Annotated in this window: 13 protein-coding genes; 6 read left to right on the top strand and 7 right to left on the bottom strand. The window is 62.4% G+C overall.

The window, feature by feature from the left end:
• The first annotated feature begins 50 nt into the window (after nt 1-50).
• The 5 genes from VWN43_RS08345 to VWN43_RS08325 all read left to right on the top strand — a co-directional run bounded on the left by VWN43_RS08345 (nt 51) and on the right by VWN43_RS08325 (nt 4493).
• Nucleotides 51-848 carry a LysR family transcriptional regulator gene (locus VWN43_RS08345; RefSeq protein ID WP_253515060.1) on the top strand — a complete coding sequence of 266 codons (798 nt, stop codon included), beginning with the start codon at nt 51-53 and terminating at the stop codon, nt 846-848.
• 230 nt (nt 849-1078) lie between these two features.
• Complete coding sequence (locus tag VWN43_RS08340) at nt 1079-2689, top strand: TadE/TadG family type IV pilus assembly protein (protein ID WP_330768576.1); 1611 nt, start codon at nt 1079-1081, stop codon at nt 2687-2689.
• Nucleotides 2686-3309, top strand: coding sequence for a TadE/TadG family type IV pilus assembly protein (locus VWN43_RS08335; RefSeq protein ID WP_320179910.1), 624 nt, complete (start codon nt 2686-2688; stop codon nt 3307-3309). Before VWN43_RS08340 ends, VWN43_RS08335 begins: the two co-directional genes overlap by 4 nt.
• Complete coding sequence (locus VWN43_RS08330; RefSeq protein WP_320179911.1) at nt 3302-3928, top strand: TadE/TadG family type IV pilus assembly protein; 627 nt, start codon at nt 3302-3304, stop codon at nt 3926-3928. The genes VWN43_RS08335 and VWN43_RS08330 overlap by 8 nt, the downstream gene beginning before the upstream one ends.
• A gap of 40 nt (nt 3929-3968) precedes the next feature.
• Entirely contained in the window at nt 3969-4493 is a 525-nt protein-coding gene (locus tag VWN43_RS08325) for a GNAT family N-acetyltransferase (protein ID WP_320179912.1), read from the top strand.
• On the opposite strand, the gene VWN43_RS08320 is transcribed toward VWN43_RS08325, so the two are convergent.
• The 7 genes from VWN43_RS08320 to VWN43_RS08290 form a co-directional block, all read right to left on the bottom strand.
• Nucleotides 4494-5150 (bottom strand): GNAT family N-acetyltransferase, encoded by a 657-nt coding sequence (locus VWN43_RS08320; protein WP_320179913.1) that lies wholly within the window; start codon nt 5148-5150, stop codon nt 4494-4496.
• 115 nt (nt 5151-5265) lie between these two features.
• Nucleotides 5266-7359, bottom strand: coding sequence for a catalase (locus tag VWN43_RS08315; protein WP_320179914.1), 2094 nt, complete (start codon nt 7357-7359; stop codon nt 5266-5268).
• 253 nt (nt 7360-7612) lie between these two features.
• Nucleotides 7613-7924, bottom strand: coding sequence for a hypothetical protein (locus VWN43_RS08310; protein ID WP_320179915.1), 312 nt, complete (start codon nt 7922-7924; stop codon nt 7613-7615).
• 53 nt (nt 7925-7977) lie between these two features.
• Entirely contained in the window at nt 7978-8139 is a 162-nt protein-coding gene (locus VWN43_RS08305) for a hypothetical protein (RefSeq protein ID WP_320179916.1), read from the bottom strand.
• Between the two features lie 84 nt (nt 8140-8223).
• Nucleotides 8224-8940 carry a hypothetical protein gene (locus VWN43_RS08300; protein ID WP_320179917.1) on the bottom strand — a complete coding sequence of 239 codons (717 nt, stop codon included), beginning with the start codon at nt 8938-8940 and terminating at the stop codon, nt 8224-8226.
• Between the two features lie 342 nt (nt 8941-9282).
• Complete coding sequence (locus tag VWN43_RS08295) at nt 9283-10155, bottom strand: HAD family hydrolase (protein ID WP_320179918.1); 873 nt, start codon at nt 10153-10155, stop codon at nt 9283-9285.
• 5 nt (nt 10156-10160) lie between these two features.
• Entirely contained in the window at nt 10161-10880 is a 720-nt protein-coding gene (locus VWN43_RS08290; RefSeq protein ID WP_320179919.1) for a hypothetical protein, read from the bottom strand.
• Nucleotides 10881-11040: 160 nt separating this feature from the next.
• Between VWN43_RS08290 and VWN43_RS08285 the strand changes: the two genes are divergently transcribed.
• Nucleotides 11041-11664 carry an SOS response-associated peptidase gene (locus VWN43_RS08285; protein ID WP_320179920.1) on the top strand — a complete coding sequence of 208 codons (624 nt, stop codon included), beginning with the start codon at nt 11041-11043 and terminating at the stop codon, nt 11662-11664.
• The last annotated feature ends 229 nt before the right edge of the window (nt 11665-11893 follow it).

The following is an 11893-nucleotide window of genomic DNA, read 5'->3' as shown; positions in this document are numbered from 1 at the left end:
ACCGCTGCATCTTGTTTCCTGAGTGTGCCGCATTTAAGTCGCAATGCACCATGAAGCGTACTCACCTGCCTCTCAACGCCCTGCGCGTTTACGATGCCGCCGCGCGGCATCTGTCCTTCACCCGCGCCGCGGACGAGCTGGCAGTGACGCCCGCCGCCGTGGGCCAGCAGATCCGCGCGCTCGAGGATCACCTCGGCACCGTGCTGTTCCGCCGCACGAGCAAGGGGCTCGAGCTGACGCAGGAAGGCGCCGCGGGCCTCGATGCGCTGCGCGAAGGCTTCCTCAAGTTCGAGGAAAGCGTGTCCGCGATGCAGGCGGGCCAGGCGCTCGACAGCTATACCATCGCCTGTCCGCGCGAATTCTACGCGCAATGGCTGGCGCCGCGGCTGGCGCGGTTCGGCGAGAAGAACCCCGAAATCCGCTTTACCTTCGTCGCCGACGAACATGCCGATTTCACCGAGGCGAACCTCGATTGCGCGATCCGGCTGGTCGACGGTCCGGGCGAATTGCAGGGGATCGAGCTCGACGAGGCGCGCCGTGTCACCGTGGCTCGCCCCGAAAGCCACGGCGGGGCGCCCGACAAGTGGATCGACTGGGGCCTGCCGCTGCAGGACGGCGTGGCGGCGCATGTCACCGTGTCCAATGCCGGCCAGGCGCTGTCCTCGACGCTGGCGGGGCTGGGCAAGGCGATCCTGCCCGAACTGCTGGCGAAGGATTCGATCGACGCGGGCCTGCTCGAGGTGCTCGACGGCCCGCATACCGGGCGGCGCGCGTACTGGCTGGTCGCACCGACCCCGCAATGGCGGACGAAAAAGGTAAGGGCGCTTGTTGCGTTTCTTTCCGAATAATAACCCGCGCCAAACTATAAATAGATCAACCCAAAAAGAATGCGACTATGATTAGTTGAGTCGCTTACTTTGATTTTGGTCTTTTTCTTGAAATTGATCTATTTATTCCACGGGTCATCGAACCCGGTTTCCTCACATGCTATACAAATTTTTGCCTTTTGTTAACCATGGTGAAAAAGCCGTTCTTAACGGTGCGCTGGCTACCTGCTGTCCCACAGGGGGCTACCTATATGATCTGTATGCTGCGCAATCTCTGGAACGACACGAAGGGCAATACCCTGGCGATCTTCGCTGCGGCATTGATCCCGCTGGTCGTCGTCATCGGGAGCAGTCTCGATCTCAGCTTCGCCTATATGGCCAAGGCCAAACTGCAGAACGCCTGCGACGCCGCGGCGCTGGCCGGCCGCCAGTCGATGGACGGCAACAAGTGGACCACCGCGAACGAGGATGAGGCCAAGAAGTTCTTCCAGTTCAATTTCCCCGAAGGCACGCTGGGCGCGCAAGACCTCAACTTCGAGATCGACACCGATCCCAACGACAATGCGCAGATCATCGGCGTGGCCAACGCGGTCATTCCGACCTCGCTGATGCATATCTTCGGTTACGACACCGTGCCGATCCAGGCCAATTGCGACGCCAAGCGCGACCTTGGCCATAACGACGTGATGCTGGTGCTCGATACGACCGGCTCGATGGGCAACCGGCCGTCCACCGGCGGCAGCCTCGACAAGATCGATCTCCTGCGCAACGGCACGACAGGTCTGTACCGCGCACTCGACGATAGCGGCAACGGATCGATCACCCGTTTCGGTATCGTGTCCTATTCGCATACGGTGAATGTCGCGCGCAGTTTGCGAAATATGGATATCCTGGAGGAGCAGGAACATTTCGAACGGGTTTACAAGCAACGGGTCTGCTACGACGTAAAGGTCAATGGCAACTGGCGGGACGACTATTGCACCGTCAACACCTACGATGACCGCGATGACATCAGGAGTACGGGTTGGCGGTATCCGTCCAACAACCGGCGGAACTATACTTACAATGCATCCACCGAGTATGAATATCGCACTGTCGACATCGAAGATTCGCAGTGGGGCAGAGGGTATCGGACTACCGAACAGAACCTGACCGCCTTCCGGACCAGCGGCGACGGCTGTATCGAAGAACGGTCCAGCATCGGCCAAACCGTAAGCCCGGTCACGCTGCTCAAGACTGTCAGCCAGAATGATATCGATGCGGTCGCGGCCAACAGCAGCGACACCACCTATCAGTGGGGACGCTACGATCCCGACAGCCAGGAAGGCGAGTCGCAGAGCGGCTGTCCGTCGGAGGCGCAAAAGCTCAAGGTCTACAATAGCGAAACCGCATTCGACAACGCGATCGACGCTGCCACGGCGAATGTGACCGGCGGTACCTATCACGATATCGGCATGTTGTGGGGCGCGCGCTTCCTCTCGCCGACCGGGATGTTTGCTGCCGAAAACCCGACCAAGCACGGCCTTGTCCCGGTGAACCGCCATATCGTCTTCATGACCGACGGCGAACTCGACACCGGCGATACGCTGTACTCGGCCATGGGCATCACCAGGTATCACGAGCGGATCAGCGGGTCGGGTACGCAGGAAGAGAAACATGTCAGCCGGTTCCACTCGATCTGCAACCGGGTGAAGGCGACCGGCACCACCATCTGGGTGATCGCGCTCGACGAGAACGACACCGATGATATCGCGATCTGTGCCACCAGTGCTGCCCATTTCTACACGTCCGACGGTTCCGATCTGGAGCAGATCTTCGAGACGATCGGACGCGGCATCGGCAATCTGAGGCTCACCCGGTGAGCGGGCTGCGTACCAGCCTGCACCAGCTGCGCGATGACGAGCGCGGTGCGACGATCGTCGAATTCGCATTCGTCGTCGGCCCCATGCTGCTGTTGCTGATGGGCGGGCTCGAACTGGGCTACAACAGCTATGTCCGGTCGACCATGCAGGGCGCGCTCAATGATGCAGCGCGGACCGCGGCGGTGGAATTCCCGATCATCAACGTTCCTGGCAGCACGGTCGAGGAACAGGTCGAAAACCTGATCGAAGAAACGGTCAAGCATGTCGCACCCAATGCGTCGATCGAGGTGACGCAGAAAAGCTATTTCGAATTCTCCGCCATCGGCAATCCGGAGAAACTGATGACCGACAACAATGGCAACGGGCAATTCGACGCCGACGATAACGATTGCTGGGAAGACGCCAACGGTAATGGCAGCTACGATACCGACGCCGGCAAAACCGGCAATGGCGGCGCGGACGACGTCGTGCTTTACAGCGCGTCGATCAGCACTCCGCGGATCCTGCCGCTGCAGAACTTCCTGCCCGGCGTCGGCCCGACCATGGAGTACACGCTCCAGACCGCGGTCCGTAACCAGCCCTATGACAAGCAGGCAACCGCGGCGGTGATTTGTGCTTGAGTCGCTACGCACCCTCGCCCGCGACACGCGCGGCCTGGCGCTGACCGAGTTCGCCTTCGCGGCGCCGATCTTTCTCATGCTGGTGCTGACGGGGCTCGAGCTGTCGAATCTTGCGCTGTCGCATTTGCGGGTCAGCCAGATGGCGATGACCGTGGCCGACAATGCCGGACGTGTGACCTCGGGCATCGATGAAGCCAATATCTACGAGGTCTTCACCGGCGCGGACTATGCCTCGAGCGGGCTCGATTTCGAACCCAACGGACGCATGGTGCTCTCCAGTCTCGAACACAATGGCCGGTCGGGTTCGGACGAGGGACAGACGATTGTCTGGCAGCGCTGCTGGGGCGACGATACGTCGGTAACCCCGAGCTATGGCGAACAAGGCGACGGCAAGGACGACGACAGCCTCGAAGATGGTCTGGGCACGGGCAGCGACAAGATCACCGCACTTGAAGATACTGCGGTCATGTTCGTCGAAGTGACCTACGACTACCAGCCGCTGGTCTCGACCGGGTTTTTCGATCCGCCGACCATCCGCTACGAAAGCGCGTTCAACGTGCGTGGGCGGCAAAACAATGAAATCAGCAACACGCAGAACCTGACCCGGCTGACCTGCTGAGGCGCTTGCCTCGCGCCCGCTGCGCGCTAGACCTGCGCCGATGACCGCGGTTCCCGAACTTCACACCCCGCGCTTCACGCTGCGCCCGCTGCGCCGTACGGACGCCGCCGCGCTGCTGCCCACGCTGGGCGATCCCGCGCAGTGCCGCTTCCTCACGCGCCCCGCCTTTGCCGACGAGGCCGAGCTGTGGGGCTGGCTCGCCGATCCCGCATGGGACGGGCGCAGCTGGATCGCACAGGATGCCCAAGGCACGGTCGCGGGGCGCTTCGTCGCGGTGCCGGGGCACGAGGCGCGCGCGGTCGAGATCGGCTACATCACCTGCGCCGCGTGGCAGGGGCGGGGCGTCGCGCGCGAATGCATGGCCGCGCTGGTGGCGCAGCTGTTCGCCGAGGGGGCGCGCAAGCTCACCGCCGAGATCGATGCGGAAAACCACGCCTCGCTGCGGCTGGCCGAAGCGCTGGGCTTCACCCGCGAGGCGCTGCTGCGCGCACACGAGACGACGCATGAGGGGCTGCGCGACGTGTGCCTCTACGGCCTGCTCGCCAGCGACCCGCGTCCCGCCTGATCAGCCGCCGCCGCCCGCCGCTTTGCGCGCGTCAAAATGCGCGAAGATCGCGGCGAGCCCGCCGGGGCGGCTTTCCCCGCGCAGCCGTTCCAGTGCAGGCGCGACCTCCACCCGATATTCCGCCTGCGGTCCGTCCTGCGCGACATGCTGGCCGCCCAGCCGCTTGATGAAACTGCGCGCGGCCTCGTTTTCCGACAGCACATGCGCGCGAAACGCCTCGAGCTGGCCGCCCGCGGCATCGAGCAGCAGCGTCGCGGTCAGCAGCCGGCCGATCCCCAGACCGTGATAGGCATCGACAACGCCGACCGAAAATTCGGCCACCGCATCGCCCTTCTCGGGACGCATCGCGTGGACCACCCCCATCGCGGGATGGTCGGGATCGGACAGGTCGAGCGCGCCCCAGGCGAGGTGGAGCACGCCATCGGCATCGAGCAATCGCTCGATCACCCAGTCGGGCGGGCTTGCGCCGCCGGAGAAGAACCGCAGATAGCGTGAGCGCGGGCTCATCCGCGCGATGCCGGCGCGCAGCCGGTCCTCGTCCTTGGGGGTGACCGTGCGGATGCAGATCGTGCGCCCGTCTTCCAGGCGCGTGTGGATCGATGCCTCGCCGCAGCTATGCGAGGCCAGCTCCAAAGGGATATTCCCGCTTTCCGCCATTCATGACCTCCACCCGTACGGCGCACGCCGCATCGGGGGATAGCCTAGGCGTATTTGCGGGCCTGTGCCAGCGGGGAAGGGGCACCCGCAGTAGCGGATGCCCCCAATACCGGCATCAGTCCTGCTTGACGCTCTCGCGGTCCCAGAAGCGCAGCTTGCCGCAGGTCTCGATGAAGCTCGCCGCGGCGTCCTTGCCCGACGAGACATCGACGAAGCCGTCGTCGCGGCGGCTCCACACGCCTGCATTTTCGAACAGCGGCTGGACTGCGGGGACATAGGCGACGAACTTGGCATGCGCGAAGGCATCGTTGACGAAGTCGATGCTCGGCTTGTCCTCGGCGTAGCGCTTGCCGCTCTCCTCGCCCATCACCACCGCGACCGCGTCATAGACCACCGAGGGACCGCCATCGATCTTCTCGTCGGCTTCCATCAGCTTGCCGTCGGACAGCTTGGCGCCCGCGACATGCGGGGCGATGATTTCCGCCATCGCGCCGGCATCCTTGGCCGCCTGCTGCAGCGCCTTGACGACGCCCGCATCGGCGCCCTCGGCAATGTAGATACCCAGCTTGCGGCCCTTGAAGCTGTCGGGGCCGTTCTTGAGGATCGACAGCGCGGGGCTTTCGGGCAGGTCGGTGATCGGCTTGCGTGCGAAGGGCACCTTGTCGGGCAGTTCGGTCAGGCCGATGCCGTCGGCGACGTCCTGCGCCAGCCCTTCGTCGATATGCCGCAGATGGCCGACCATGCGCTTGCGGATATCCATCCGCTGCACTTTCGACAGTTCGAAGGTCAGCGCATTGCCCATGTGGGTCTGCTCGACCGGGGTCTGCGAGATATAGAACTGCCGCGCCTGGCTGTAGTGGTCGGCAAAGGTCGGGCTGCGCTCGCGCACCTTGGCGCCGCTGATCTCGGCCGGATAGGACTGGAAGCCGCGTTCGGCCGAGGCGCGCGGACCGGGATCCACGTCTGCGCCATCGCCACTACCCCAGCTGTTGGGTTCGTAATTCACGCGGCCCTTGGGATTGTGCATCGCCATGTGCCCGTCCTGCTGGAAATGCCGCACCGGGCATTTGGGCGCATTGATCGGCAGGTGCGTGAAGTTGGGCCCGCCGAGCCGCTTGAGCTGTGTGTCGAGATAGCTGAAATTGCGGCCCTGCAGCAGCGGATCGTCCGAATGGTCGATGCCGGGCACGATGTTCTGCGTGCAGAAGGCGACCTGCTCGGTCTCGGCGAAGAAATTGTCGACATTGGCGTCGAGCGTCAGCGTGCCGATGATCTCGACCGGGACCTGTTCCTCGGGGATGATCTTGGTCGCGTCGAGCACGTCGAATTCGAACTTCTCGGCGAATTCCTCGTCGAACACCTGGATGCCGAGGTCCCACTGCGGATAGTCGCCCGCGTCGATCGCGTCCCACATGTCGCGGCGATGGAAGTCGGGGTCCATCCCGTTGACCTTGAGCGCCTCGTTCCAGACCACCGACTGCAGCCCGAGCGCGGGCTTCCAGTGGAACTTGACGAAATGCGCCTTGCCCTCGGCATTGACCAGCCGGAAGGTGTGCACGCCGAAGCCTTCCATGAAGCGGAAAGACCGCGGGATCGTGCGGTCGGACATGATCCACATGACCATGTTCATCGCCTCGGGGCTGAGCGAGATGAAGTCCCAGAAATTGTCATGCGCGGTCTGCGCCTGCGGGAAGCCGCGATCGGGCGCGGGCTTGGCGGCGTGGATCAGATCGGGGAACTTGATCGCGTCCTGGATGAAGAACACCGGGATATTGTTGCCGACGAGGTCCCAATTGCCCTCGCTGGTGTAGAACTTGGTGGCAAAGCCGCGCACGTCGCGCGCGAGGTCGGGCGAACCCTTGTTGCCCGCCACGGTGGAGAAGCGCGTGAAGGTCGGCACCTTTACGCCTTCCTGGTTGAAGATCGCTGCACGCGAATATTGCGGGATCGCCTTCTTCAGCTCGAAATGGCCGTGCACGCCGTAGCCGCGCGCATGGACCACGCGCTCGGGGATCCGTTCGTGGTCGAAGTGGAAGATCTTCTCGCGCGCGATCTGGTCTTCGAGCAGCTGCGGCCCGCGCGGACCCGCGCTCAGCCAGTTCTGGTCGTCGGCCACGGGGTGGCCCTGCGCGGTGGTCATCACGTGGTCGTCGTCTTGCGGCTTCTGGTGGTTTGCGCCGCCGTCGGAGAGGTCGAATAGGTCTGCCATGGGGTTCCTTCCGTCACATCGTCGGGGGTGGGGGGAGGGGGGACGATACGGGAGATGAACCCGCAACCCGCGCAATCGTTGCAGAGCCCACAAAAGTTATAGGGGCGCGCGCCATGTGCTGGGCACCGAGAGCCGGACCAATCCGCGCCGCAGGCGCGGCAAGGGCGACCGCCCGCCCGAGCTTATGCGAGGATAGCCAAGGCCGCGGATGCGGCCGCCGGCGCCTGAGGCCAAAACAAGAAACCGCGCTAACTTACCTCCCCTTCAGCCACGCCAGCGCGCCGCTCTCCATCCCCTTGAACTTGGGCCAGCCCGCGGGATCGTCGTCCAGCGGCGCGCAGGCGATCGCGGCGTCGCCGGGCAATTGCCACTTGATCCGGTGATAGAGCTTCGAGCGCGTCAGCGGCGAGCGGATCAGCCACAGCCCCTCGGCCAGCGGATGCCCGTCGCCATGCAGGTCGAGCGGCGCGTCGGGCGTGGCCGCGGGATCGTGCCACACGAGGTAGAGCGTGGGCGCCGCGGCCTCGCCATCGGTCGCGTCGGTCGGGGTTTCGTCGATTGCCATGCGGGCTCAACGCACGGGCGGCGCCAAGGTTCGCGCCTCGCGCGCGGCCTGCCTCACAGCAGCGGCCCCAGCACCAGCGCGAGCAGCACGAAGCCGACCAGCCCGGCGATGAAGATCACGCGGTTGCGGCGCCGGGTCAGGATGATCTCCGCCCCGCGCGCCTTGTCGGCGTCGATATGGATGGGCTCGTCGGGGTGCTGCTGCGGGTCTGCCATGATGGTCTCCTTTACCCCTTCATTGCATGGGGCGGCGGGTTGGTTCCGAAAGCCGGCCCCATGCCCACGCCCCACGCCCGCCGGTCAGGCCCCCGCATCGTCCTCCGCCGAGCCGCGCCCCGCGCGCACCGCGGCCATCGCCTGCGCGCCCACCTCGCGCAAGCGTTCGCGCTTGTCCGCCGCGGTCATCGCCGCCAGCGCGTCCTCGTTCGCGCGCATATGTTCGAGCTTGGCGTTGAGCGAGGCGAGCACTTCCGCCTCGCCCGCGCCCGCCAGCGGCTCCTGCTCGGCCAGCACTTCGGCGCGGATGCTTTCATAGACCGGGTGACCGGGCTTCAGATCGTGCACGCCGTAGCGATCGGGCAGCCGGTGGCGGAGCAGGAAGCGCAGCAGCGCATTGTCGGGCTTGTCCCAATGGCCGAGCACCGCGCCGCCCGAGACGATCGGCGTGCGCGTGCCCAGCAGCGCGCGCTCCATCGCCATGTCCTCGAGCCGCGCCGCCCCGCGCTCCAGCGCCGCGTCCCAGGCCCCGGCAAACCCCTCCGCCCCCGGCCGCGCGCGCAGCTTGTACAGCGCCTCGAGGCTCTTCCCGATCCGCTTGGCCGCCACCTTGACGATGCCCGTCGCGGCGAGCGTGGCGACAAAGCGGCGCTGGAGCTCGGGCGTGATCGAATTGCGGCGCGGGGCGGTGTGGAGGAAGGGGGCGAAGGCGAGGAGCGGATCGTCCTCCTCGGGTTCGGGCGCGGTGTGCGCGACGACGGAGGTGGCTTGGCGAGCGAGCTTGCGGGTGGGTTCGGTCATCTCTCAACAGTCATTGCGAGGAGCCGCAGGCGACGCGGCAATCCAGAGATGCGGCAATCCAGCGAGGGCCGCTCTGGATTGCTTCGCTGCGCTCGCAATGACTGGCGGTGGAAGCGGCGCGAGATCTCTAGGTGACGCGCAATCGGGAAGCATCGCGCCGTCGTGGCGCGCACCAAGAGGCGAAGACGCTAAGGGTTCTGCGGGGCGCGGGTGGTTCATGACCCACCCCTAAATGCACATTCCTGCGGAGTAGGAAAATCGTTTCTAAGGAGAGCTGGAGGGGGAGACTGGAGGGATGCTGAAAGGTTTTTCTAAGCCGCATCGGTAGTTCGTCGCGACCCGCTATTCTACGCCCAACGCATTGAGTATTTCAAAAAATCCGCAGCCTAGTATCGCATCAGGTTTTGCGCCAACTACGCGTTCTTTTAGAGATTTTTCGAATGCGATATCTTCTTTGGTCCAATGTGAGACGCGAACGAGTCGCTCATATTTTTCTGCAGAATGTTCTGCTCCGTATCGCGCCCAGATTGCAAAGACGCCCGCGTCACGGGCCATTACTATGTCTTTCGATATGCTGTCTCCGACATAGGCTGTCTCTGCGGGGGTAACCCCTCGCGCATGACAAATGTCTCTAATTACCCCTGGTGCGGGTTTTCGTTCATGGTGTTCGAGTTCGAATATTTTCTCTTCGAGGCTTGCGCGTGTTTCGGCCGAAGCGCGCCATCTATCTGATTTCTTAATGGAGGGGCTTGATCTCTCGCGACAGTAAATTGCCTCGAAGTATTCGTGAAGTTCAAATCGTATGATTCTGTCAATAACAGAGTAATATTTCGCCTCAGAATGAGCTACGATTGATATTCCCTCATCTCGCAATCGATTTAGCGTATCGATCACACCGGGGTACAGAGTTAAGTGTTGCTTTCTGGCTTTGTTGAACTCGTACAAGGCGGGATCTATTAAATCGCGTAGACTTTCATCATTCAGAAATGGAAAGGCTGATCGCAAAGACCGCAGTTCCAGAGCTGAGAAGGGGTGCTCTGTATCATGGTATTTTTGATGAATTTCCCGAAAATCATCAAGTATTTCGTTCCGATCGACACCAGTTATCCTAACTATCTCATCAACCATGGGGTAAAATGAATTGACGAAATAATGAACCCAGTCATAGAGTGTGTTGTCTAAATCGCAGATAAGTAATTTAAATTTACTGCTCACAATAGCTATTCCGATATCTCAAATAGTATCTTTCGAGAAGTTTTTTCCTCGTCTTCGGATTGTAAATTGGTAAATATGAATATAGAAAATGATGCGATGACGAGAAAGGTCATAGTAATATTATAAAAGCTCTTGATCTTTTTCTCTGCTGCTTTGTGGCCGCTGCCCGTATAATTTCTCGGCGTACCGGTGCCCTTGGCGTTATCGTGTCGGCTAAAATGAGAAATCGCTTCGGTCATTCCTTTGTTAAGCTTGAATGCCCTTGGTCGGAGAACGGATTCTTCAAAATCTTCGCCAAAGGTCACCGCCCCGCGAAGCATCCGATGATATACGCCAAGATCGAGTTTCCTCACGCCTATAAGTGCTAAAAGGGCAGCTAGAATTAGCAGTACCGTCACATGAATAATAACGTCATTTCCACAAATGCGGGCTTGAAGGCTAAAGTCCTTCTGGTTGCCCATAAGAACCACGCCTACGCCGAGTGCCGCAGCCACAAATGTTAAGCCTAATTGCCGCGACTTCGCTGACATTTCATTGAAGTGCATTTGTGTATCGACCGCTTTGGACCAGATTGCGATTAGCTCTGTAACGGTTGGCTCTACTTCTTCTTCGTCAACATCCAAGGAAGGTGACGGCTTGCGAACTCTGTTCGGTACACCCGCTTTAGAGGTGGCGCTGCTCCCCTTTGGTTTCTTCACCCCCTGTTTCGTAGTTTTCTTAGCCATGTCATGCCTCCCATCCTTTTGTCGCTATTCATCGCAATTCCGGTTTGTTGCAAGGCCGCCTTATCCTTGGTCCGCTCCCCATCCTGCCATGCGAGGCCCCATCCCGTTGTCGGAACCGCCTCCCTAGGCATCCCAGCTCCCACCCGCTACGCCAGCACCCATGTGCAACCTCTACCGCATGACCAAACCCAACTCCGAAGTCGCCCGCTGGTTCGATGCGATCGACCAGCTGGGCGGGGCGAATTTCGGCGAGGAGGTCTTTCCCGGCTATCCCGGCGCGGTGGTGGCCGAGGGGGCGCTGGTCTCGATGACGTGGGGCTTCCCGCTCAGCCGCAAGGGCGCGAAGGGGCAGCCGCTCAAGCCCAAGCCGGTCAACAATACGCGCGCCGACAAGCTGGGCGGCTTCTTCTGGCGCTACAGCTTCGCGGAACGGCGGTGCCTGATCCCGCTTACGGCGTGGGCGGAGGCCGAAGGGCCAAAGGGCGGCAAGACGCGTAGCTGGCTCTCGCTTCCCGATGGCGGATTGCTCGCCGCCGCCGGGGTCTGGCGCGAGAGCGACGAATGGGGCCGGTGCTATTCGATGGTGATGACCGAGGCGGCGGGCCCGGCGGCCGATTGTCACCACCGCATGCCGGTGATCCTCGCCCCCGATGACTATGGCACGTGGACAGGCGGCGATGCAGAGGCCGCGCGGGGGCTGTGCCGTCCGTGGACCGGGCCGCTGGCGCTCGACCGGACGCAGCAGCCGTGGGCGGGCGGTGCGGCGCAGGCTACGCTCCTGTAGGACCCTTGACCCATCCCCCCCATCCCACTATGTGCGCCCCCATCCGGTGTAGGAACCGCCTCGCGTGATTCCCTCGTCGGTCAGATAGAGCTGAACATTGCCGGTCATGTCCCGGGGCCTGGTGCGTCATGCACTCGGGCTCTTTTCTATTGCAGCGCACCTTCGGGAACGCTCGGGGCAGCCGTCAAAGTAACCCGGTGGCCGTGTGGGCCGTGGGTGGAGTGATTTC

The sequence above is a fragment of the Qipengyuania sp. HL-TH1 genome, assembly GCF_036365825.1.
Lineage (GTDB): Bacteria > Pseudomonadota > Alphaproteobacteria > Sphingomonadales > Sphingomonadaceae > Qipengyuania > Qipengyuania profunda.
Note: the sequence above shows the minus strand (reverse complement) of the source record. Positions and strands in the feature narration are given on the sequence as shown.